Genomic DNA, 23,156 nt, shown 5'->3' with positions numbered 1-23,156 from the left:
GGTGGGCCATTGTGGACTCGAACCACAGACCCCGGTCTTATCAGGACCGTGCTCTAACCAACTGAGCTAATGGCCCCAGCAAGAAGTATAACTTTTGCCTCGAGCGAGTGTCAAGGTTGTGTTGTGCGGTGTCCAAGACATTAGTAACACCACCTGTTTCTGTCATTTCGAGAGGCAATCTATTTTGTCATCGCGAGGGGCGTAGCCCCGTGGCGATCTCCGCCGAGGCAGATGTAATTGCCCTGCAGAGATTGCCACGCTTCGCTCGCAATGACACTGGGGGCATTATCCGTTTTCACACTATAAAATTGTCACCTATCTATCCGAACGAGCTCAGGTTATGGCGGAGCTTTTGAGTTGGGTATCATTGTTCTGCAGCTCTTCGGGCTTCCGAGTATTTGACCAAGGCATACATGGCACGGGCACATTGCTCAGGAGTATCATAGACTGGTATTCCGGCTTCCTTTAAGATATTGATGGTGGGGTCGTCAGTGCGGCGGAAGCGCAGAGTAATTAGTGGTTTATTATACTTCTTGGGGAGGGCAGCAAATAGCTTAGCGGCTTGAAATGCAGCCTCGATAGCATTAGCTAAGGCTTTGTCAGTATCCGCTGATGTGGGCTTGAGACCCCAAATCATGGGATTTATAGGGACATTAGTTATCACACCATCAATATAATTGAGGCTGAGGAGCTTTTCTATCACCAATTTTTCACTAAGGGCAGTGCGGTAGCTGCCGGCGAAGTCAACTGGATTCTTAGCCGGGGGGGCATGAGGTGGTAGCAGTTCCTTTAGGCTCCGCGTGGTCTCTTCATCGAACTCAGGAACTTCAAGCCCTAGGGAGACGCAGGCATCGGTTGCCACAACGCCCTGGCCACCACTTCCCATGATTGCTACTCTTCGTCCCTTAGGTAAAGGTTGTTCTACAAGTGCCTCAGCCATTTCGAAAGAGTGTATAGCTTCGTTAGCCCTTATGAGACCTATCTGGTGGCACATCCCTTCAAATACGTCTTCAGAACCAGCGAGCGAGGCAGTATGAGATAATGTGGCTCTGGCACCAGCACTGCTGCTACCGCCTTTATAAATGATTATGGGTTTCCTCTTTATCACTTCTCTGGCGAGTTGGAAGAACCTCCTGCCATCTTTGAAACCCTCCATATAGAAGACGATAGCTTTTGTCTCATTGTCTTCGGCCAGATATTCCAGGTACTCAGAAGCGGTGATATCTGCCTGATTGCCGATGCTTATGAATTTGCTCAACCCATAGCCTTTGGCATTGGCTATTTCGGATAGGTAGCCACCAAAGGTTCCACTCTGGGAGACGAAGGCGATGCCTCCTGGTTTAGGTGACTGATGAAAACATAGGTTGAGCTGCCCGGCGGCACTCCATATTCCCATGCAATTGGGCCCTACAAACCTTATTTTCCCCTCCTTGGCTATTCTCGCAACTTTATCTTCAAGCGCTTTACCCTCATCGCCAGCTTCGGCAAACCCCCCAGATATGATAATTGCGCCCTTTACTCTTTTGGCAACACAATCTTGTAGCAGCTTGGGTGTGGTGGGAGCGGGGGCTACTATCACTGCTAGGTCAACCTGGTCTGGAATGTCCAAGACACTTCGATAAGAATTGAGACCAAGGATTTCATCTTTATTTGGGTTCACGGGATATATAGCTCCGCTAAATCCTGTTGTCAATGGTCTTTCCACCATTATGTGTCCCCATTTGCCGGCCCTATCGGAGGCACCTAATATGGCGATCGATGTGGGCTTGAATATGTGGTCTAATTGCTCTACTGCACTGCTCACTATTGGGTATCTCTCTATTTTTAATAGTTTTGCATGAATCTGACGCGGCGTATAATTATACTCGATTTGTTACTTTGTTGCTCCACCTGTTTTGTTGACTTTTCGATTAGCATGAGTTTATCATGCAGGGCGATTATATCTCGAAGGAGGATAATAATGGCAAGAGAGATTGTTGTCAGTCCAATGCCTGGGATAATAAAAAACATCGATGTTGCTGTGGGTGACAAAGTCAATGAAGGTGACACGCTTTGCATACTGGAAGCTATGAAGATGGAGAATCCTATAGTGGCTCCGGTAAGTGGCAAGATCAGCGAAATAAATGTTTTTGCAGGTCAGTCAGTAAAGCGTGGGGACACGTTGCTGATAATGGAGACTTAAGACATTCTATGAGGTAGGGAAATGGACATGAAATCGGCACTGGAAGAACTTCGTAGGCGCAGGCAGAAGGCGCTCCGGATGGGGGGAAAAGTTAAAATAGACAGGCAACATAAACGTGGTCATTTGACCGCTCGGGAGAGGATAGATAAATTGCTTGACCCGGAAACTTTCTTGGAGACAGGCATTCTAAATCAATCGGACATTCCGGGCATGGAGGATGAAACGCCTGCCGATGGTAATATTGCTGGTTTTGGGAAAATAGATGGCAGAACGGTGGTTGTCTGTGCTGCTGACCGTACGGTGCTGGCGGGTGCCGAGGGTAGGGTGGGAACTTTCAGAAAGGAACAACGGGTAACAAGGATAGCTGTTGAAAAAGGTTATCCTGTTATTAATCTGGGTGATGGTGGTGGGGCTCGCATACCTGATATTATGGGTTCAGATGGGCTCAGTTCTATGACTTTTCCCATTGAGGGGCTTAGGTACCCTAGAAAGGTGCCATTTGTAGCTACTATTATGGGTGATTGTTTTGGTGGTCCATCGTGGATGGCAGCCAAGGCGGATTTTGTGGTCATGGTCAAGGGCACCTGTATGGCAGTTTCTGGGCCTAGAGTACTCGAAATTGCAATTGGGGAAAAAGTCACTCCCGAAGAGCTTGGCGGCTGGGAGTTGCATGCTGAAGTCACTGGGCAGGTGGATGCCTTCGCTGCTGATGATGAGCATTGTCTCTGCATTGTGAGAGAGTTTCTGAGCTATATGCCGTCACATTGTGAGGAGGAACCACCATATGTCACTACTAATGACCCACCAAATAGGAAGCTGAACGAGGTGATGGATATTTTGCCTGATGATCCCAACAGGTCTTACGATATGCACAAAATCGTTAAGTCGATAGTCGACGATGGTAAGTATTTTCCTATAAAATCTTATTATGATCCGAGCTTAATTACCTGCCTGGCACGGATGAATGGAAGGACTGTGGGGATTATAGCTAATCAGCCTTTGTTCTTTGCTGGGGCGGGGGGAGCGGGTGCTTGTGAGAAGGCTGCCAGCTTCATTGTGTTATGTGATTCATTCAATATACCCCTTATTTTCCTCCACGATACCCCTGGCTTCTTTGTGGGTAAAGAAGCTGAGAGGCGAAAGATGCCGGGCAAGATTATGGTATGGATGGAGGCGTTGGCTCTCTCCACTGTGCCCAAAATATCCGTAGTAGTCCGCAAAAGCTATGGTATGGCCTATTCCAACATGGCTGGTACTAATTGTGGTGCTGATTTTCTTGTTGCCTGGCCTACTGCTGATATTAGCTTCATGATGCCTCAGACTGGTGTGAATGTGGTGTACCATAATGTGCTACAGGCAGCCAAGGATCCACAAGCAGAAAGGGGAAAGCTGGTCAAACAGTGGGAGTATCAAAGTGCCCCTTGGAAAGCTGCAGCTAAGCATCTCATTGATGATGTCATAGACCCACGGGACACGAGAGAGTTTATTATCAAAGCACTCGACATCCTACGCAGTAACGGTCGGGGTTTTATAAGCAAGAAATACTTGCAAAACTGGCCTACTGTGTTGTAGGCAGGCCTGCTGATAGATTCTAGTAGTCAAATCGCTTTGTGTGGCATACAAGGCCTCGATTTAACCCAGCATCTCATTAAGGCCGGTGTAGCTATCGGTATTCCTGCGAAGCTGGTAATCAAGTTCACCTATGGTTACCTCGGCTGTAGAAAACACAATCGCCTTGGCAAGATGACCACCGGAGCAGATATCCTGTCCTGAAAGCTGGATGTGTATGTGGATAATGGGTATGTCATCCTTCAGGGCTATTGAGCCCTGAGCACAGACAATTTCCAGCGGGCCGCGATAATCCAAGCTGTCATATTTCCCAGGGAGCGCTTTTAGGAAATTGAGTTGGGCATTCTCTACCGAGCCGATGATGCCGATGACTACACCTGAAGAAACTCTATACTCTTGACAGTAATGTGCTATCTCATTAAGTAATTCTTGCCCTGGTTTGACCCTGAATACATGTACTCTTTTGAACAACAGGTTGCCTCCTCTTAATAGTCTTTCACCTTATTAGTTTATCATAGCTTGAGCCCGGTCTTCCTTCAGATTCTGTCTTTTGCTGACATGCTGTGGCTGTACAATTGCGATTGCGTTTTGGTCAGTCAGCTCATTGGGTTAAAGTTATTTAGGCTGTGTGCTATACTTATCGAGTGTAATGTCCGAAGTAGGAAAAGAGAGGCGATGATGGGATTCAGACTCTACAAAGAACCAAAGCTGAATAACCCAGTTTTGATAGCCTGTTGGCCAGGAATTGGAAACATTGGCGTCATAGCAGTCGATATTTTAAGAAGGATGATGGCGGCAGAAGAACTCGGCGAGATAGAATCATGGGACTTCTTTTATCCGAGAAGGGTTCTAATAAGAGATGGTGAATTGAAAGATTTGGAGTTCCCTAATAACAAATTCTATTTTAAGAGGACTGAGACAAAGGATTTGCTGTTTTTTATTGGAGAAGAACAGCCTAGTGATGGAACGAGAGTTTATGCTGAGGGAACAAATGCTTACAGAATGGCTAATCTCGTTCTAGATGTAGCACTGAAATTTGGATGTCAGCGAGTCTATACCTCGGGAGCGGCTGTTGCACCCATTCATCACACTGCCATGTCGAGAGTCTGGGTGGTGCCTAATAAGGAAGACTTAATTGCTGAGGTAAAAAGCTATGAGAATACAGTGTTAATGTCAGACATAGAAGGCAGGGATGGGCAAGGCAGTATCACTGGATTAAATGGTCTACTACTAGGCGTTGCTAAGAAGAGAGGACTAGAGGCTATCTGTGTGATGGGCGAGATACCGATTTACATTCATGGTTTTCCTATCCCTTACCCCAAGGGGTCGAAGGCAGTGCTCGAAGTGTTGAGCGCTGTCTTGGGAATTGAAGTTCCGATGGATGAAATTAACGCTCTCGTTCAACAAAGCGAGGATGAGATTGAGAGTGTGTATGAAAAACTGCCTTCGGAGATAAAAGAGCAACTTGATAAATTAAAATATGTTACTTATGCCAAGCCTAGCGAGCCAGAACCGATAACGGAGGAGGATAAGAAGAGAATACTCCAAGAAATCGACAGGCTGTTTAAAAAAGAACCTGGGAGAGATTAGTTTTGAACGAAGGACAGCCATTTAGACTATTTACTAAACCTAAGTTGGAGAACTCGGCCTTGGTGGTAGCCTGGAATCAGGATGCTGGGAGGGTCGGGCCAAGAGTTGTTGACTATCTAAACACAAAACTGGAGAGCCGGGAGTTCGCTGAAATCGATCCTGAGGGCTTCTTCTCGCTTGGCGGAGTTTCTGTAGAAGGCGATATAGCCCAATTCCCGGAAAGCAAATTCTACTGGTGCCAGGCAAAGAGCCTGGTGATTTTCAAGAGCGACATACCCAGATATGGGTGGTATGAATTTCTGGGCTTGGTCTTGGACATAGTTGAGAAATATTGTAAGGTGAAAGAAATATATACTGTTGGTGGCATGGTCTCTCCGAGTGCTCATACCACACCCCGAATGTTATTGTCTGTAGCCAATTCGGCTGAGATGAAGATGATGTTGAGCCATCATGACCTTATAAGCGATATGGATTATGAAACTCAAGATGGCCAAAGACCAACCTTTAGCTCCTTTCTTCTTTGGGCTGCCAAGAGGAGAAATATTGCTGGGACAAGCCTTTGGATGCCAGTGCCTTTCTATCTGTTGGCAGTTCAAGACCCGTGGGCCTGTAAGAAAGTCATGGAATTTTTTAACAGGCATCTAGAGCTAGATATTGATTTTACAGATATGGATGAGGAGGTGACAAGGCAGAACAGGGAAATAGCTCAGGTAAGGAGGCAGTTTCCTGAGATCGATGGCTACATCAGCAAGCTTGAAAGTAACCTTGGCCTGACTGTGGACGAAAGCGAAAAACTGGTTAAGGAAATAGAGGCATTGCTGAGGAGAAGACATTGAAACTGAGCCATTGAGATGGTTTTTATACCCTGAGTGTATAAGTTTTATTTGGCTTTCTTAACGATTGCGACCAGAGCTCCAGGTCCGCCGTGTACCCCTAGTGCAGGCCCGAGCCTTGTTATGCGTGGTACCAAATTGGGAAAGAGTGACCGTGCATAATCGGCAAGTGTTCGGGCATCGTCAAGTGTAGTGCTATGGACGATGGCCAAGTCATCTATGTCTGATGCTGCTATGAACTCACGTAATTTATCTATCCCTTTCACTCGGGTTCGTGCCAATCCGGCTGGACGTACTTCGCCATGATGCAGAGTGATCAGTGGCTTCACTTTAAGCTTTGATTCGATCGCAAAAATGGTATTTCCAAGGCGCCCACCTTTGACTGCATATCTCAGAGTATCTAGAAGTGCTAGGGCACGCAGTTGATTAATGGTCTCGTGTGCTTTGTTTACCACCTGTTTTAAGCTGCTTCCGGCCTTGGCAGTATGAGCTGCGGCTATGGCGACGAGACCTTGCCACATTGTTATGCCACGAGAGTCGATAACTTCAACCTTATAACCTTTCCCTTCAGCAATTTCCTTGCCCACTAGAGCAGAATCATACATGGCGCTGTGCTTGCCGGTAACATGTATGGAGACAATCTCGTCGGTTTCTTTGGCTATCTCCTCATAGACTTTGGCGAAATCTCCCGGTGATGCTGCTGCAGTAGATGGGTGAATCGAGCTGGTTACCAGTTTGTGATAGAATTGGTCGCAGTCAATGTCGACTCCGTCACGATAGACCTCGTCACCAAAACGGAGATATGCTGGCACAACTGTAATGCCTAATTTTTTGGCTTCCTCTTGTGTGATATCAGAACAACTGTCAGTAACAACTTTGATCGTCATAACTTAAATACCTTTCTAAGAACTATAGCTCGTGCGAGATTAGGCTTAGAGTATACTGTATGGTTGTGGTTGTGTAAAGTGATTAGCTGCCATTGAGTCAGATGGCTTGAAGTATAGACTTTGGCGGGTTAAAATGAGGATTGGCGTTTCTGTATAAAGTCTGAAGATCCAAAGCATTGGTTTAACTAAGGTAGAAGGCGGTAATTGATGGATCAAATTTTTTTCTGTCCTACGTGCGGTGCACAAAATGTCATAGGTCAAGAATTCTGCCAAAGATGTGGGCAGAAGTTCCAATACAATTGCCCCTTCTGTGGTGCTATTGTTGATTCTACATTTATAAATTGCCCTGGGTGTCGTGAAAGTCTCTATTGGCCAACGCCGCAGAAGGTAAAACCTTTCCCAAAACAACCAACAATGTATCAAGGGCGGGGGGAAGGCGGAGAGGAAGAGGCTAAATCCAAGAAGAAGTCAGACCCATGGCTTACGGGGTGTCTTGGCTTGGTGATCCTTGCATTTTTAGTGTTGGGAGCCTACTTTGTCTACGATAATTTCATTAAGAAACCGTCGCCTATCATTCCATTGGCACCTTCTTCAGGTGAAGAAATAGGTTTCAAGCCAATACAATCTCCAGAATTGGAGCCCTTGCTAGATGTAAGAGCAGTCGTTTGCCAGGAAGATGAGACGCAAGGGTGGCTATAGCTGTTATGTGTTTGTCACTTAGACTTGATAGGGGTATGTGGCTACATCAGCAGTCGCCAAAAACTACAGAATCTGACCTTAACGAAATGTGCACCTGGATAATGTAACCATAGTAGGAGGATTCATGATGCAAAGAGTGCTTGATTTCTGTGTCCATTTGTTCTCAAATCCCAGTATCTTAGGGATTTGTCTGGCAGTGGTCTTCGGGGCAATTTGGCTTGCTTGTTACAGGCCTCCGTTGATTACTAGACCGTGGCTCTGGGCAGTTATGATTGCTGGTGTTGTTATGATGGGGGTTGCTGGCCTAATTGATATTGGTCTGGAATATTTGAGCGGGCAAATACTATATCACTTCTGGGATGAAGCAACATTCTGGCACTGGCTTTTGCCTGCTGCAATATTTCAAACGCTACTCAGTGGGCTGGTTCAGGAAGGTGCAAAACTTTTGCCAGTGGTGGTCTACTGGTGGCGTAAAGGCAGAAACATCGACCCCAAGCTAGCGCTGGTTCTCGGTGCTGTAGCCGGAGTTGGTTTTGGGATTATCGAGGCAGGGTGGATATTAAGTGGTGTATTTGCTTCTGGTTGGAGTTGGTCGTATGTAGAGTCTAGTGGCATCGTAGAGCTTTTCCCCATTTTGATAAGATTCGATATATTAGGTTTTCATGCTGCAGCTTGTGCATTGGCAGGTTGGGGCTTGGCAAAGGGTTTTGGGTGGCAGTTTTATCTCTTGGTTTCTTTTCTTCATGCCCTCTCGTATACTGGTGTGTTTTTGTTTGAGGAGAAAGTCTTCTCACTTGATCAAGCAATGGTCTTTAATGCTACTTGGGCATTGCTGATTGCAGGAGTGGCCCTCTGGCTTCGGTGGAGAAAGGTGAGGGGTTGAGTGGGGGGTGCAGTAAAGATTGATATGGTGAACCTAGGTGTAAATAGGAACGGAGGTGTTGGTTATGGATATAGCATGGTTTAGAGATCTAGTTATTTGTATTGCGGGGCTGGTGATGACAGTGGTGGTCATCCTCATCGGTGTGTTATCATATTTTCTGTATACTAGGGTGAGGGCTATACTGAATTCAATACAGGCTACTTCAACAAATATACATGAGATTTCCTCAGCGGTGAAGGATGACATAGTCAAGCCTGTAGTTCAGTTGGTGGCTCTTGTCCGGGGTATATCTCAAGGCATTGATATAATTAGTAGGTTTTTTAAGAAGGAACAGTAAGGAGGTAGAGATGGCTGACAGTGATAGAGGTGGTGGATTTGCTATCGGGTTTATCGTGGGTGCAGTTCTTGGTCTGGCTATTGGGGTTCTCTTTGCCCCTCGATCAGGGGGGGAGACGAGGCAATTATTGAAGGAGAAGGCTGGGGTGGTTCGAGAAAGGGCAACGGAAGCCGCCAGAAGAGTTAAGGAGACTGCTGGCGAGGCGGTTAAGAAGGCACAGGCAAGAGTATAAAAATAGACGGTGTAGACAAACATGGGCCCTTGCTATGTAGTTCGCACTTAGTTTTTGGTTAGAAGAGACTTGCGTTATTTTCCAATTTGATGGTCTACTGAGAGCAGTTTATTCTGATTTCATATTGTGTAATCATGATTCTTGGTTTGCCGATACTGCACATAGATAGGGGAACTTAGAATTGGAACCATCCCGTAGTATCTTTAAAAGACAATGGCGCTTGATACTTTTCGTACTGGGCATAATAGCAGCTTTCTGGATTCTCTGGGTGTTTTGGAGTATCTTACTTCCTTTCATCTGCGGTCTGATACTGGCTTATCTTTTGTACCCCATTGTTTCTTGGCTTGAGAAGAAGTTGCCTGGTCAAGGCAGGTGGTTTGCAGCCAGGCGAGCATCTTTGATAGCACTTATCTTTATAATAGTCCTGGTAGTTGTCGGCTTATTCGCTTTCTACATCATTACAGGCGTGGTTGGTTCCTTTTCAATTTTATTGAAAAATGCACCTCAGTATTTTTCTCAAGGTTTAAAAACTTTACAGGATTGGCTTCATAGCCTTCAACAATGGCTTCCACCTGAAACGCAACAGCAGATACAAGGCACTCTTCAGAGTGGGGGTACGTCATTGGGTAATGCTTTGCGAGATGCTTTCTTGAAGGGTGTTTCATACGTATCTGGCACCTTTGGTTTTATCCTCGGTTTTGTTGCCTTACCTGTGTTCCTTTTCTATATCTTGAAAGATTGGGAAAAACTAAGCAGTAGCTTCTATTCTGCTTTTTCACCACAGATGGCCGTACATGTAAGGGGTGTTGTCGCGGTTATAGACAAGGTGCTGGGGCGATGGATTCGCGCCCAGCTAATGCTTTCTGCAGTCGTGGCTGTTTTGAGCTTCATCGGTTTAGCTGCTTTAGGGATAACACTTGCCCCAGCGCTTGCAGCGTTTCAGGGGCTAATGGAGTTTGTTCCCATATTAGGCCCGTGGATTGGTGGTGCTGTTGGTGTAATTGTTGTTCTGGCTATAGCACCAGAGAAGGCAATCTGGGTAGCTGTTGTCTACCTGGCTGTCCAGCTACTGGAAAATATTCTGCTTGTCCCCAGGATTCATGGAGGTTATTTGCGGATACACCCGGCCATGATTCTGGTTTTACTTCCCCTGGGAGCTTACATTGCCGGCCTGTGGGGAATAATACTGATTATCCCTTTGACGGCCACTGTAATAGAAATTTACAAGTATGTACGTGATAGCATAAAGGCGGATGAGATACAACAGCCCGCTGAGCAGTAAGTGCCACCCTTCATTTGATGCTCACTCCACGGCACAGTAGTCTCAAACGCGAGCGAGACGCAAGCTTACCGAAGTTATTGCTTGGCTAAAGAGTACTCTTTCTGTTGCTTTTTTATCACATTGCGGAGATACTGACCGGTGAATGAAGTACCTATTTGTGCTACTTCTTCAGGGGTGCCTGTGGCTATAATGTAACCACCTTCATCACCAGCGCCGGGACCGAGGTCTATAATATAATCGGCGTTTTTCATCACGTCCACGTGGTGTTCAATGATTACCACCGTATTGCCAGCATCTGCCAGTCGCTGAAGTACTTGAAGCAGGCAGGCTATATCGGCAAAAGACAGACCTGTAGTAGGTTCGTCGAGAATGTAAAGGGTTTTACCTGTAGAGCGGCGAGATAGTTCGGTGGCAAGTTTGACCCGCTGGGCTTCACCGCCGGAAAGGGTAGGTGCTGGCTGTCCTAGGCGTATATAACCTAAGCCAACATCACGCAGTGTCTCCAGCTTGTTCCTAACTTTAGGGAAGTGTTCAAAAAAGGTTGAAGCTTCGTCCACGCTCATATCCAGAATGGCGGCTATGTTTTTGCCTTTAAAATGAATTTCCAGCGCCTCTCGGTTATAACGTTTGCCTTTACACACTTCGCAGGGTACGGTAACATCGGGGAGAAACTGCATTTCTATCTGGATGTAGCCTTCGCCTTGACAGGCTTCGCAACGGCCGCCGCGGACATTGAAAGAAAATCGCCCAGGCTTATAGCCACGCATACGGGCCTCGGGAACGGTAGCAAATAGTTCACGAATAGGGGTAAAGGTCCCGGTATAAGTAGCTGGATTACTGCGTGGAGTGCGACCGATAGGCGATTGGTCAATGTTGATAACCTTGTCAATATGTTCAACGCCGATGATACCATCACATTTACCAGGTCTATCCTTTGCTTTGTAGAATATTTGAGCCAGCTTCTTGTATAACACCTCGTTGACAAGCGTGCTCTTGCCGCTGCCCGATACCCCACTGATGCAAACAAACTCGCCCAAGGGTAGGGGGATATCAATATTTTTCAGGTTGTTTTCGCGGGCACCCTTGATTACTAATTCCTTGCCTGTGCCAGGACGGCGCTTTTGCGGCAGAGGAATTTGCTTTGCTCTACTGAGGTATTGCCCGGTTATTGATTCTGGACAGCTCATGACGTCTGTCAGTGTTCCAGTGGCTACAATCTGTCCACCATGTTCTCCAGCTCCAGGTCCCATGTCAATAATATAGTCTGCCGCTCGCATCATGGCTTCATCGTGCTCTACAATAAGAATTGTATTACCAAGGTCACGCAACCGCTTCATTGTTTCTATTAGGCGATGTATATCAGCTGGATGCAGACCAATTGTAGGCTCATCGCAAATGTAGAGAACCCCCATTAGGCCACTGCCGATTTGAGTAGCCAGGCGGATTCTCTGGGCCTCGCCACCACTCAAGGTCGCTGAGGGACGGCCTAAGGTCAAATAGCCTAGTCCAATGTCTATAAGAAAGCCCAAGCGGGTGCTTATCTCCTTTAGGATCTGGTGGGCTATCTTTAGTTCGTGGGGCGTTAGTCTGGGCTTGCTATGGTCGCCGTTAAGAAAACGCATCCAGCGCAGTGTTTCTGAAGCTGATAGTTCGGTCACCTTTATTATATTCATGCCATCTATTGCAATGGCTAGAGATTCAGGCTTAAGCCGCTTTCCATTACAAGCTGGGCAGGGATAAGAGGCCATGTATCGTTCAATTTCAGCGCGGGTATTATTGGATTCGGTGTCCCGATAAATCCGCTCTAAGTAGGGGATTGCCCCTTCATAGTTGGTAAAGTATTCTCTTACTCGTCCGTAGCGATTTCGATATTTGACCAGTTCCCCATCTTCACCGTAGAGGACGAGGTCGAGATGCTCCTTACTGAGCTTGCTTACCGGGGTTTGAAGCGAGAAGCCGTAGCGACGCGCTAAATCATGTAGCTCGCTGGCATGCCAGGCAAACCATCCCCAGGCGCGGATAGCACCTTGTGCCAAACTGAAGTCTTTATTGGGTATAAGTAAGTCCGGGTCGACCTCTAGCTTTACACCGAGTCCGCTACAGGCTGGGCAGGCTCCGTGGGGACTATTAAAGCTGAATGTCCGTGGGGCGATTTCACCAAGACTAATGCCGCAGTGGACACAGGCGAAGTGCTCAGAGAACAACAATTCTGCTCCATCTATGATTGATATGAGAACAACCCCGGCTCCAAGTTTCAGCGCTGTTTCTACGGAGTCGGCGATGCGGCTATTTTCAGCCTCGCCTATCTGAAGCCGGTCAACTACAGCTTCAACAGTATGCTTCTTGTTCTTGTCTAAGCCGAATTCTTCGGACAGGTCACGGAGATATCCGTCGACGCGAACCCGGACAAATCCTGCCTTACGTAAGTCATCGAATATCGACTGATGCTCGCCCTTTCGGTCTCTAATTAATGGCGCCAAAATCATGAGCCGGCTGCCAGTTGGTATTTCTTGTACTGCGTCCACAATTTGTTGTACTGTCTGCCGAGAGATTTCACGTCCACATTTGGGGCAGTGCGGATGACCGACACGGGCGAAAAGGAGTCTCAGATAGTCATAAATCTCGGTTACCGTCCCCACAGTGGAGCGGGGATTGTGAGATGGCCCTTTTTGGTCAATTGAGATAGCCGGGCTCAGGCCCTCGATGTAATCAACGTCGGGCTTTTCCATCCGTCCTAAGAACTGTCGAGCATAAGCCGACAGTGATTCTACATAGCGACGCTGTCCTTCGGCGTAAATAGTATCGAAAGCTAAAGAACTTTTGCCTGAGCCGGAAACGCCGGTGATGACTACCAGCTTGTCTCGAGGTATAGTTACATCTATGTTCTTGAGATTGTGTTCCCGTGCCCCTTTTACAATTATGTTCTCTAAAGGCATAGCATATCCTTGCGGTGTAAATTTACTATTTATTTTAGCACTACATCCGTCGAAATCATAAATCCGAATTTCTAAGCCCTAAACAAATTCAAAACTCCCAGATACTAATGACCAAAACTGTTTTTGAACTTGGAGAATTTGAATTTTGGTATTGTTTAGAATTTAGGGTTTAGTATTTGGGATTTCCCAATTGGGTTGTGTTGAGGTGGGGCTGAAGACTGGCACTACCTCTTTGTTCTGCTGACGAGGAGGGCGGCAACAGGTATGACAACGAGTAAGAAGGCAATCGTAATCCATGCCCACAGAGGGAGATTTGCTGTCCACGGTAGAGGTTCAGTTTCTTTTACGGTACCATTTGGTGGAGTTGTCGGGGTAGGGCCAGGTTGAGAAGTTTCCTCTGGTGGTGGTGATGCTATGCTGAATGACATGACCTTAGACCACTGGCCATCATCTTTTTCACCTGTCTCTGCTTGGCTGACCCTTATCTTCCAGTAGTATTCCTTACCTTTTTCTAAACCGACTGTCTTGGGCAATGTCCAGCTAGGTGTCTGTCGGCTCTCGGGTTTTATCGCTTGTTGCAATATTAACTGACTGAAGGCTTCATCTTTAGCCAGCCAGAGTTCGTATTCTATGGCCGCCGTCGGGTGTTTCCATTTGAATACGATGGCGCCAATATCTCCAGTATTCAAGTATATGGGTATTACCTCATCTATCACCGGTGAAGCCGGTATCGGAGCCTGGAATAGTACCTCCCGGCTTGGTGGAGGTGGTGGTGTATATTGAGGGCTTGGCGAAAAGCAATCGTAGAAATTCCAAAGATGGCCTGTAGTGGCAGTGTGAGGTCTATTGTCGATTGCCCACAGGTTGATGCCCGCTGAGATTTTTAATGCGACAGGCTCTCTGGTGAAAACAACACCCGGGGCTAATCCCACAGCTAAGTCATCCCATTCAATGTAGGGAGGGCCAAGCCTCTCTGGTTCCAGAGTGCGGTCAGCAGCGGTGATGCCACCGCTTGACCAGGCACCATAGAGTGTCTCAAGCTGAGCTAGGCCATAGAAGCTGCGACCGGGTGCTCCCATAGCTGTCCAGCCGAGGTCTGAGTCTATGACCCAGTCATAAATGTCGCTTCCGTCACTATCACTGGCAGCGTAGATGATTACGTCATTCTGGAACCTATAGTCGGCAATTACATGCATCTTACCCGGCTCTGGGATAGCTGGAGTTTGCTCAAAAGAAGTGCCGCCATCCAGCGAATAGGCGATCATGCCCTCAGCTTTATCACCGACTACGACAACGCCCGTTGGTGTAGCGATGATGCTGTGTCCTGTATTTAAAGTTGTGTCTGTTTTTGGTGCCCATTGCCATGCTAGTCCATTGCTGGCCCCTTGGCGAATGTAATTGTTATCCAGGATGTATATGCGAGGTACACCATTAATTCTGGTAACGGCAAAATCGGTCACATTAACCCCCGGCAAGGTGTTATTCCAGTTCTGGCCACTATCCGGCGATTGCCTTAAATCATCTGTTAACCGGGAGGCTAGATATATAGTCGGGTCATTGCCGACATTGCTTGTGCGCAGGATTAAGTCGTTGGTTGTTGATAGGAGACACAGGACTCGTTCCCATACCTTTCCTGTTGGAGGGCCTGTTGTCCGCCAGATGCTGTCAAAGTTGTTGATCCCGACGTGGTTATTGATAGATGCCAAGTAGATGGTATCTGAGGCTGGTGTTACTGCCACATCGGAGAGAAAGCTTATCTCAGTATCTATCAGGCTGAGCTGATTCCACGTTTCGGCGTTATCCAAGCTTAGAGACAAGGCTGATTCATCTAGGGCAACGCCTGCCAAATAACCCCCAGGCCAGCTTGCCGGGCTATTGAGCAAGGCGGAACTGGTAGCGCAATATGCGCGGTTGCCATCAGAACTCCATATCACCTGAGAGTTGGCAAGACCTGAGTTGCCGCCACCAGTTGGAGCTTTTTGACTTTGGTACCAGCAGGTTCCTTGGCAAGTCGTAGCAGCATCAGTAAACCATGTTATTACTGCAGATGTGTTGGCATTGCCGCTAACTTCGCCAGCCAGTAGTTTGCCTGAGCTATAGGTTCCGTAGTAAGCGATGCTGGAAATCCTTAAAGGAGCAGGAGTAGGCATCAGCAGATGGCCGACAGTGTCATCGAAGCGGTAAATGCCTGTATTCGCCGTCGGCGCATCTATGCTGACATACATACGGCGCAGACTTGGTGCTTGCCCTGAGAAGTCGGCGGGTAGCTCAATGTCGGCGGTTATAACTTGAGCTATTGTTGGAGAGGTGCCAGCACCTGCAGCCGTTATCTCTATCGGGCCCCAGTTACCCCAGCTGGTGATGTTGGCCACTCTGTCGTGAATTCCAATGTTGATATAGGTACCAGTGGGATGGGCTGAAATTGTAACCAGACTAGAATCGGCTCGATAGTTGGGTGAGAACTTGAGTACTAGTATGTCGCCGGTGAAGCCCTGGGAAGCCCAGTTGCCGGGGCCAGCTGCATTGAAAATATAGACATCGCCGTTGCCAGCTCCAGTTCGTGTGCCAATAGCTATATCATAGCCACCATAATTGGGAGAGATAGCAATGGCACCGATGTTGCTCGTCACCGGGCAATTTATGTCTTGCCAATTATCACCACCATCGGTTGAGATAAATACCTTTCTGGGTAAACCACCGTCGCTGGTCACCATGGTTACAAAGTTCGGGTTATCTGGCGCGATAGCTATATTCCAGGCGGGCAGAACAGCACCAGCAATTGTCAGATAGCCGGTCAGGTCATCCCAGGTAATACCTCCGTTCGATGACTTATAGACTTTGCTGTTGGGTATATCGATAGCGTAAAAAGTTCTGCTATCACTGCCGATGGCGATGGCGTCTATTTCTGATGGGCTGATAATGACGTTACCCGTGTTGTTTGGTGTGTCGACGGTGGTCCATTGCATTGTCCCAGCGTGGGCTGAAGGTGTCCTAGTGGGAGCTATGAAACAGACGGTCATAATCAAAGCCAGCGCAAGCCCAAGTCCAAGTCCAAGTCTTAGATGCTTGCTGGCAATGTCGTAGCCTCTCATGGCATTGTTTCGGGGGGCAGCTTGTCGGAGGGAACAACCTCGCCGGCAGTCACCTCTACTCGGGGCATGCCATCTGTATAGTGAGGTGTAGGTGGCTCGAGGTTCTCACCTGGCGCATAGATTTTCTCTTCTGTGATGGTATTAATCTGGCTGTAGACTACCTCTACGCTGCCTTCGTGGGGTTCTTTGTGCCCTTGTTGCAGCCAGCAGTTGAGGATTTCCCATTCTTGGTATATATCTAGTGTCCAGACTATGGCAAGGCCAGTCTCACCTTCAGTTGCCTTCCCCTTGGTGGATGGCGGGGCTACAGTCCTGGTCTCCACTTGCCTCCAATTACTGGCAACCACTCTCAGGGGCTTCTTCGAAGTGAAGCTGCATGTTGTGTCTTCTTTTTCTGGTGTGGCGTCTGTTTCTGCTACAGTTGGCGGAGTTTCTTCAGGTGCTGCCAGCCTTCTCTCCTCCTCAACCGTTTTAACTCCAGGTAGTTCTTTGGCACCTATTGAGGTTTTGATCTCGTCCTCGTATTTCTCGAGAAGTTCACCGAACTTTTCCATCAGTTGCTCTCTAGTTGTTCCCTGGCCCAGTTTTGGCTTATCTCCACCTATCATTACCACTGTGGTTTGAGGTGGTGGCACAGGCTGAGGAGGTGGTGGAGGCATGTATGGGTACGGCGGAGGAAATGGTGCTGGCTTTGGTTGCAAACTGCGTAACAGGAGATATAGGCCATAGCCGCCCAAAATGAGCAAGACAATTGCCGCAGGTATCAGAATGAATGGCATTGTATAGTCGGGCTCCCAATCTATGGTTATTGCCTTGGGGCCATCTATAGGCGTAGAACCGCTGGAATTCACAGCATTTAGCTTGCCGCCGAAGACACCGAGAATACCGGGCATGCGGACTTGCGTATTCGTCATGCTCCATTCGGCTATGCTGCCAGCCTTGTACCAGTTACTACCTTCCGCTTCGCCATAAGGCGATGTTAGGCTTAGCCTATAATAGGTGTCGTAATAGGCGAGGCAGTTCCCCGGAGAGTTGACTGTCAGGTTCAGGTCTCTGCCGGAGATGGTTTCACCGGAGGGCAGTTTCCAGTAGGCAAAGCGATATTGTGTGCCCGGGTCATTTGGGTCATTGACCTCGTTCGGAGCGCTGACTCTAAGCATATAGCCCTCCTTATACCAGCCAGAGCCTGATAGTTGGCCGACCTTTGAAGGCTCGGTTTTGAGCTCGATAGAATACTCCGTGTGATAGGGGAAGGTGGCATCAGGTGAAGCTTCACTCACTGTAATTCTATCTACCTCGGCTTTGAACCTGACGCTGGACTCAGTCGGATGCTGGATAACTGGGTCTACGCTTACCGACCGGGTTGCGCCGATATCGAGGCTGAGTTTCGTGGACTCGCCGCCTCGCAGCGTAGCCAATGGGCTTCCCGACACGTATACCTTTGTCTCTCCGACTTTTAGCCCATCGCCGATGGTTATGGTAGCTTCATAGCCGCCCTTTTCCACTGTGATGCTGAAGCTCTGCTGACCAGTGATTGTTGGTGATGAGCTATCGCTGACGCTGACCATGAAGCTATAGCTGCCAGTGCTGCCTTTGGCTGGAACACCTGAGATGTAGCCGTTGGATACATTTAAAGTTAGCCCTGTTGGCAATGTACCGCTGGCGATAGACCAGGTATATGGTGTTGTACCACCGCTGACTGCTATTGTGCTACTGTAGGCCTTGCCCTCTTCGGCTAGTGCTAAAGTAGTTGTAAAGAACTTTAACGGAGGTTGAGTCACGTTGATAATAAATGGTTGGCTTGCAGTAACAGCCACGCTGTCGGTAACCGTGGCTGTGAAGTTGAAATTGCCGGCCATGGTTGGCGTACCTGATATAATCCCTGATGCTGCAAGACTTAAACCTGGTGGTGGGGCGCCGCTGGTGATGCTCCAGGTAAAAGGTGGGTTATCGCCAGTTGCTGTTAGTACTGCATAGTATGGGCTGCCCACCTGGCCTTGTGGCAGAAGTGGTGAGGTGGTGATAAACAGCGCTGCCTGGACAGGACTGGCAAAGAGGAGTAAAGCGCTTGAGATGGTGAGCAGGCAAGTCATTGTCAGGCAAAGCACACGGCTAATGCCACATCTCAGTAGGGGGCGCTTATGCAAACGGATGAACTTCATCTGGTTACGTCTATTATAGTAGTCAAACTGCTATTTGTCGACATTTTGATGTGTGGTGGCTGAGGCAGGAAAACAGTTAGTTGAATAAAACAATGGATTGTTACTTTAATTAATGCCGGATATGACTACACCCTTTTCTTCAAAATTGTTCCTACATATAGCATGCACAGTTATATTGCAGTATGTAAAAATATCTTTTTGAAGCGGCCAAATTGAGAGAAGGCTAAAGCAAGAATCCATGTCACCAGATGCTCTCGAAGATGAGATTGCCAGCGCACGGGCAAAGATTAGTGACCTGCTTTGGGTAAACAGATCGAAGCATAGTAGGCATAGGCCGTTGTGTATACCACCCAATCGTAGTTGCACAACATGACCTAGCGAGGACGGCTGTGACGCTTCAGGAAGCGTAGTACTGCCTTGTTTACTTCATCAGCCGCCTCGATGTTGAAACCATGACCCATGTTCTTCAGTATCACCAGTTCAGCCTTGGGTATCCTTGACGCAATAAGCCGAGAGTTTTCGACTGGAACCAGCCTGTCAGCATCTCCAGCGATTACGAGAGTAGGCACCGTAATCTCTGGTAGACGCTCGTAGGTATCATGACTTATTACCGTTTCCACCTGTCTCATATAGCCATGCGGCGGGGTAATATGCTCCGTCATTTTTGTCATGAGCTGTTGAATGAGGTCTGGATTCTTATCGATGAACTCCTGGCTCATGACGAAGGGAAGCGTTTCCCTTTGCCTTTCTTCTGGAGTCAGCCTTTGCATGTGCTCCATGTCGAAGAGAACTCTTATTGCCTCCACATCCGGCATTACCCTGTGGGTCCCCCCGAATGTAGTGGCCCCCAAAATAAGACTGGTCACTCTTTCCGGATAGCGCAGAGCAAAATGCTGAGCTATCATCCCACCCATGGAAAGCCCGAAAACGTGGGCAGCCTTAACGCCAATGGTTTTCAGTATGCCGGCAAGATCTCCCGCCATCATCTCCATTGTGTAGGGTATATCAGGTGCATCGCTGCGTCCAGTTCCTCTATTGTCAAAGGCAACTACTCGATATTGCCTTGAGAACGCTGGAATCTGTCGGAACCACCACGCTGAACTACCCCCTAATCCCATGATCAGGACAAGTGCTTCTCCGTCACCATGAACCTCGTAATAAATATTGATGTCGCCAACATTTACTGTAGGCATGCTGACCCTCCTCGCTCTAGAGTCGCACAACACACGCTATGTCTTATTGTACAGGATTCAGAGAGAAGCTGCCTGATAAAATACGGAGTAATCGGCGTCCAGTGAGTGGACTTGTTAGTATACGCGAGAGCACTTACAGGGTCTTATTTCAGGAGAATTATAGTACAAACTGCTAAAAGTCGAAACGCTAGTAAGGCTTACTCTCTATCCCTACAGTAATCCACAAGCTGATGGTATGAAAATACTGACCTATTGGGGATAGTTATTGTCCTTTTACCTGGACTGGCAGGCAGGCTACCATGAGATAGACTTCGGTGGCATGGCTGGCGAATAGCTGGTTGGCTTTGCCCAGCAGGTCGCGGTAGATACGGCCGAGCTTAGTCTCGGGTACCAGGCCCATGCCAACCTCGTTGGAGACGATGACGAAGCTGGCATCTAGCTTGTCAATGGTGGTGATAAGCTGGTTTATTTCAGATAGCACCCTTTTTTCTGCTTCAAGGTAGTCAGGCTCGTCGCGGAGCAGGTTGGATACGAGCAGGGTGAGGCAGTCTATAATCACCACCTCGGCATCGCCGATTTGCTTCTCTATCTCTTTACCAATGCCGGTTGGTATCTCCAGTGTCCGCCAGCTTTTGGGGCGGTCTTTTTTATGCTCTTCAATACGGGTTTGCATCTCTTCATCGAGTGCCTCACCGGTGGCGACAAAGAGGACTTTGCCGCCGAGTTCCATAGCCAGTTGCTGGGCGTAATGGCTTTTGCCGCTACGGGCGCCGCCGAGTAGGAGGATAGTTTGCTTAGCCAAGACTGTACTCCAGTATGTCTAAAGTCCAGTGGTCATCTCTGTCTATAGGGACTGACTTGACTATTTTTATGGGCTTCTTGAACGTTGGCCCGTCATAAACAAAGGTGTGAAATTCCCCGGTTTCACCGCAGACGTCGATTTTTGATTCCGCCGCTAGTGCTTTAAGTTCGGAGGCCAGTTTGCTGTCCACCTGCCTGCCTAGCCACTCTTTGCCGAAGAACTGAGCTTTGACGCTGACGACAATGGCTTTAAAGCCAGCCTCGATGAAGTCAGTTAGAAGCCAGGTGCTGTCCATCTCCCACAATGGCAATACCGCCTTAATGCCTGATTCACCACAGACCCTGTCTATCCAGTCTTTGTGTTCCTGGAGGTGAATATCGCCGGTAATCAGGCCGGCGATGCCTTTGAGCTTCAGCTTCTCTAAGGCGTCTTTGAATCCGGTTTCGTAGGTTTCCCAGGTGACTTTTTGCTGGAGTATGGGCAATCCCATAGCCTGTGCCTGTAAAGCTATCAGCTTGTGGTCTAAGCCGTGAGACATAGCCCTGGTTGAATCTGTATTTATGAAGTTGAGCAGGTGGCTGACCTTCAAGCCCTGGGAAATTGCTTTCCAATAGGCGAAGCAACTGTCCTTGCCACCGCTCCATGAAGCCGCATATTCGGTCACTGCAATCTCCCAATCAGGATGAGTAGCAGGAGCACCAGAACCTCAGCCAGCTCGTTGATGGCTCCATAAGTATCGCCGGTGAGTCCGCCCAGGCGTGAGCGGAAGCAGCTGGCTATGCCGAAGGCAATAAGCCACAGGGCTGCCATCAGCACCAGCCCCCACAGTTTCAGCAAGGCTACGGCGACAATCAAAGCTAGTACTGTGGCTATGGTCAGCTTCTGCCATGTGGCACCCCGTTTGAAGGCAAGTCCCATGCCAGAGCGTTTGGCGTAGGGAAAGGTGAAGATGATGGAGACCATTGCCCAGCGGCTTAAGGTGGGCATAAGCAACAAGGCTGGCAATATCGGTGAGGAGGACAAGGAGGCATATTTGAGCAGCAGCAGGAGAATGGCGCCGACGATGCCGAAGGCGCCGACTTTGCTGTCCGACATTATAGCTAGCCTTTCTTTTTTAGATTTGCCGGCGATGATGCCGTCGCAGGTGTCGATGAAGCCGTCGAGGTGATGGGCTCCGGTCAGGATGACCAGGGCTATGATGAGCAGGGCATTTACCACAGAAGGTGGCAGAATAAAAGTTAGTCCATAATTAAGACCAAGTAGGATAGTTCCGAGAATTAAGCCGACCAGCGGAAAATAAGGGAGGGACTGGCCGGAGGTCTTAGCTGTGACCTCGTGGCGGAGAGGAGTGGGAAATATGGTTAGAAATTGGAGTGCTGCCCAGAAACCCAAAGTTTAGCTCCTTACTGCGACTCTAGCGGTTTGGCTTCGGAGACGCCGGCTTGGGCGAAGGTAGCCATCTGGCTCAAGGTCCTGGCGGCAGCTTCAGCGAGGGAAATGCCCAAAACAGCGCCGGTGCCTTCACCCAGCCGCATGTTTAAATCAAGCAGCGGTTTCAGGCCAAGGAATTGGAGCAAAAGCTCATGTCCTGTCTCTGCCGAGACATGAGCGGCGATGAGGTAGTCTTTGGCTTGTGGTGACAGGCCGGTGGCGATGAGGGCTGCAGCTCCGGAGATGAGGCCGTCAATGACCACCGGTATTCTGTAGGCAGCCCCAGCCAGTATCACTCCAACCAGGCCGCCGATCTCGAAGCCACCAACCTTGGCTAGTACGTCTATCGGGTCTTTAGGGTTCGGTTTGTTAACGGATAAGGCTCTCTCTATCACCTTGATTTTATGGGCGAGCTGCCTATCTCCAATGCCGGTGCCACGACCGGTGATTTTCTTGGGTGGTCTGCCGCTGATGGCAGCGAAGATGGCACTACTGGCGGTAGTATTGCCGATGCCCATATCTCCGGTGCCAATGATATCAAGTCTTTTTCCCATCTCAGCCTCAAACACCTGGATGCCGGCCTCTATGGTAGCTATGGCTTGCTGGCGGGTCATCGCCGGTCCTTGTGTGATGTTCTTGGTGCCGAAATCAATCATTTTACATAATAACCCGGGTAGTGGTTGGAAGCCGCCTATTACACCCATATCTACTACTATAACCCGGGCGCCTATCTGACCGGCGAGGACATTTATGGCGGCACCGCCTTTGAGGAAGTTCAGCACCATCTGGCGGGTTACTGCTTGGGGGTAGAGGCTGACTGTTTCAGCAACGACACCGTGGTCAGCAGCCATGATGATTATAGATTTATGTTCCAGTTTAGGTGTGGCTTCACCTTTGATTCCGGCAAGCTGGATTGACAGCTCTTCCAGCCTGCCTAAGCTGCCGTGCGGCTTGGTCAGGCTGTTCTGACGGCTTTGGGCAGCGGCCATTGCTGAGCTATCCAGCGGTTTTATTTCTTTAAGTATTGTGTCTAGGGAAGTGGCCAT

The 23,156-nt window shown here is 48.5% G+C and carries 20 protein-coding genes and 1 tRNA gene; 9 read left to right on the top strand and 12 right to left on the bottom strand.

All coding sequences use genetic code 11. The features are described from left to right. Positions 1-2: 2 nt before the first annotated feature. Together FJ023_09065 and FJ023_09060 are read right to left on the bottom strand one after the other, a co-directional pair. Positions 3-76 (bottom strand) — tRNA-Ile (locus FJ023_09065). 288 nt (positions 77-364) lie between these two features. Beyond that, positions 365-1,804 carry a hypothetical protein gene (locus FJ023_09060; GenBank protein ID MBM4447471.1) on the bottom strand — a complete coding sequence of 480 codons (1,440 nt, stop codon included), beginning with the start codon at positions 1,802-1,804 and terminating at the stop codon, positions 365-367. A gap of 156 nt (positions 1,805-1,960) precedes the next feature. Between FJ023_09060 and FJ023_09055 the strand changes: the two genes are divergently transcribed. After that, positions 1,961-2,182 carry a biotin/lipoyl-binding protein gene (locus tag FJ023_09055; GenBank protein ID MBM4447470.1) on the top strand — a complete coding sequence of 74 codons (222 nt, stop codon included), beginning with the start codon at positions 1,961-1,963 and terminating at the stop codon, positions 2,180-2,182. Positions 2,183-2,203: 21 nt separating this feature from the next. Next, positions 2,204-3,754 carry a methylmalonyl-CoA decarboxylase gene (locus FJ023_09050; GenBank protein MBM4447469.1) on the top strand — a complete coding sequence of 517 codons (1,551 nt, stop codon included), beginning with the start codon at positions 2,204-2,206 and terminating at the stop codon, positions 3,752-3,754. A gap of 60 nt (positions 3,755-3,814) precedes the next feature. Here the strand turns inward: FJ023_09050 and FJ023_09045 are convergent, their stop codons facing one another. After that, positions 3,815-4,225 carry a DNA-binding protein gene (locus tag FJ023_09045; protein MBM4447468.1) on the bottom strand — a complete coding sequence of 137 codons (411 nt, stop codon included), beginning with the start codon at positions 4,223-4,225 and terminating at the stop codon, positions 3,815-3,817. Between the two features lie 45 nt (positions 4,226-4,270). Here FJ023_09045 and FJ023_09040 point away from each other — a divergent pair, with 45 nt between their 5' ends. After that, positions 4,271-5,341, top strand: a complete 1,071-nt coding sequence (locus tag FJ023_09040) for a hypothetical protein (GenBank protein ID MBM4447467.1) — start codon at positions 4,271-4,273, stop codon at positions 5,339-5,341. A 2-nt stretch (positions 5,342-5,343) separates the two neighbouring features. Continuing rightward, the gene (locus FJ023_09035) at positions 5,344-6,177 is read left to right on the top strand and encodes a PAC2 family protein (protein ID MBM4447466.1); all 834 of its coding nucleotides are present in this window, start codon (positions 5,344-5,346) and stop codon (positions 6,175-6,177) included. A gap of 44 nt (positions 6,178-6,221) precedes the next feature. Here FJ023_09035 and FJ023_09030 read toward each other — a convergent pair whose 3' ends face one another. Continuing rightward, a complete protein-coding gene (locus FJ023_09030; protein ID MBM4447465.1) occupies positions 6,222-7,061 on the bottom strand; it encodes a DegV family protein in 840 nt (279 codons plus the stop codon). Between the two features lie 207 nt (positions 7,062-7,268). On the opposite strand from FJ023_09030, the gene FJ023_09025 reads away from it, so the two are divergent. The 5 genes from FJ023_09025 to FJ023_09005 all read left to right on the top strand — a co-directional run bounded on the left by FJ023_09025 (position 7,269) and on the right by FJ023_09005 (position 10,494). Continuing rightward, positions 7,269-7,760 (top strand): zinc ribbon domain-containing protein, encoded by a 492-nt coding sequence (locus tag FJ023_09025; protein MBM4447464.1) that lies wholly within the window; start codon positions 7,269-7,271, stop codon positions 7,758-7,760. 124 nt (positions 7,761-7,884) lie between these two features. Beyond that, positions 7,885-8,643: a PrsW family intramembrane metalloprotease gene (locus tag FJ023_09020; protein ID MBM4447463.1), complete on the top strand. Its 759-nt coding sequence runs from the start codon at positions 7,885-7,887 to the stop codon at positions 8,641-8,643. Positions 8,644-8,707: 64 nt separating this feature from the next. Beyond that, a complete protein-coding gene (locus tag FJ023_09015) occupies positions 8,708-8,980 on the top strand; it encodes a hypothetical protein (protein ID MBM4447462.1) in 273 nt (90 codons plus the stop codon). A 10-nt stretch (positions 8,981-8,990) separates the two neighbouring features. Continuing rightward, complete coding sequence (locus FJ023_09010; GenBank protein MBM4447461.1) at positions 8,991-9,212, top strand: YtxH domain-containing protein; 222 nt, start codon at positions 8,991-8,993, stop codon at positions 9,210-9,212. 181 nt (positions 9,213-9,393) lie between these two features. After that, positions 9,394-10,494, top strand: a complete 1,101-nt coding sequence (locus FJ023_09005) for an AI-2E family transporter (GenBank protein ID MBM4447460.1) — start codon at positions 9,394-9,396, stop codon at positions 10,492-10,494. Positions 10,495-10,568: 74 nt separating this feature from the next. Here the strand turns inward: FJ023_09005 and uvrA are convergent, their stop codons facing one another. The 8 genes from uvrA to cobT all read right to left on the bottom strand — a co-directional run bounded on the left by uvrA (position 10,569) and on the right by cobT (position 23,156). Then, entirely contained in the window at positions 10,569-13,430 is a 2,862-nt protein-coding gene (uvrA, locus tag FJ023_09000) for an excinuclease ABC subunit UvrA (protein MBM4447459.1), read from the bottom strand. A 224-nt stretch (positions 13,431-13,654) separates the two neighbouring features. Beyond that, positions 13,655-16,522: a hypothetical protein gene (locus tag FJ023_08995; protein MBM4447458.1), complete on the bottom strand. Its 2,868-nt coding sequence runs from the start codon at positions 16,520-16,522 to the stop codon at positions 13,655-13,657. Further along, positions 16,519-18,684 (bottom strand): hypothetical protein, encoded by a 2,166-nt coding sequence (locus tag FJ023_08990; protein ID MBM4447457.1) that lies wholly within the window; start codon positions 18,682-18,684, stop codon positions 16,519-16,521. The genes FJ023_08995 and FJ023_08990 overlap by 4 nt, the downstream gene beginning before the upstream one ends. 374 nt (positions 18,685-19,058) lie before the next feature. Next, positions 19,059-19,877: an alpha/beta fold hydrolase gene (locus tag FJ023_08985; protein MBM4447456.1), complete on the bottom strand. Its 819-nt coding sequence runs from the start codon at positions 19,875-19,877 to the stop codon at positions 19,059-19,061. A gap of 262 nt (positions 19,878-20,139) precedes the next feature. Continuing rightward, positions 20,140-20,664 carry a bifunctional adenosylcobinamide kinase/adenosylcobinamide-phosphate guanylyltransferase gene (gene cobU / locus FJ023_08980; GenBank protein ID MBM4447455.1) on the bottom strand — a complete coding sequence of 175 codons (525 nt, stop codon included), beginning with the start codon at positions 20,662-20,664 and terminating at the stop codon, positions 20,140-20,142. 7 nt (positions 20,665-20,671) lie between these two features. Then, on the bottom strand, positions 20,672-21,349 hold the full coding sequence (locus tag FJ023_08975) for a diphthine--ammonia ligase (GenBank protein MBM4447454.1): 678 nt from the start codon (positions 21,347-21,349) through the stop codon (positions 20,672-20,674). After that, positions 21,340-22,071, bottom strand: a complete 732-nt coding sequence (gene cobS / locus FJ023_08970; GenBank protein MBM4447453.1) for an adenosylcobinamide-GDP ribazoletransferase — start codon at positions 22,069-22,071, stop codon at positions 21,340-21,342. Before cobS ends, FJ023_08975 begins: the two co-directional genes overlap by 10 nt. 11 nt (positions 22,072-22,082) lie before the next feature. Beyond that, positions 22,083-23,156, bottom strand: coding sequence for a nicotinate-nucleotide--dimethylbenzimidazole phosphoribosyltransferase (gene cobT / locus FJ023_08965; protein ID MBM4447452.1), 1,074 nt, complete (start codon positions 23,154-23,156; stop codon positions 22,083-22,085).

The sequence above is a fragment of the Chloroflexota bacterium genome (genome assembly GCA_016875875.1).
Taxonomy (GTDB): domain Bacteria; phylum Chloroflexota; class Dehalococcoidia; order GIF9; family UBA5629; genus 9FT-COMBO-48-23.
Note: the sequence above shows the minus strand (reverse complement) of the source record. Positions and strands in the feature narration are given on the sequence as shown.